This is a genomic window from Mesorhizobium sp. M1A.T.Ca.IN.004.03.1.1 (assembly GCF_003997555.1).
GTDB lineage: Bacteria > Pseudomonadota > Alphaproteobacteria > Rhizobiales > Rhizobiaceae > Mesorhizobium.
The window spans coordinates 1-235 of record NZ_RZTV01001088.1 but is presented as its reverse complement, the minus strand read 5'-3'; the positions used below and the strand labels follow the sequence as shown (position 1 = coordinate 235).

General features: G+C 62.6%; 1 protein-coding gene. It reads left to right on the top strand.

The features are described from left to right. Positions 1-235: poly(R)-hydroxyalkanoic acid synthase subunit PhaE (locus EOD29_RS35035; protein ID WP_206520628.1), on the top strand; the 235-nt coding region annotated here is incomplete at both ends.

The window sequence follows — 235 nt, the reverse complement described above, 5'->3', positions numbered from 1 at the left end:
TTTCGCAAGTGGCGCACAGCGAGGCGTATTGCAAGCTGCAAGCCCAGGTCGGCAATGCGGCGATCCGTTTGCGAGCGCGTCAGCAAGCGGTGATGGAACGCGGCCTGAAGCAATTGGATCTGCCGACGCGCTCCGAGTTGAACACGGTCCACAAACAAGTGCGTGACCTGCGTGAACGCGTGGCGACGCTCGAAGCGCAACTGGCTGCGGCGTTGGTCGCCAATGGCAGTGAGGG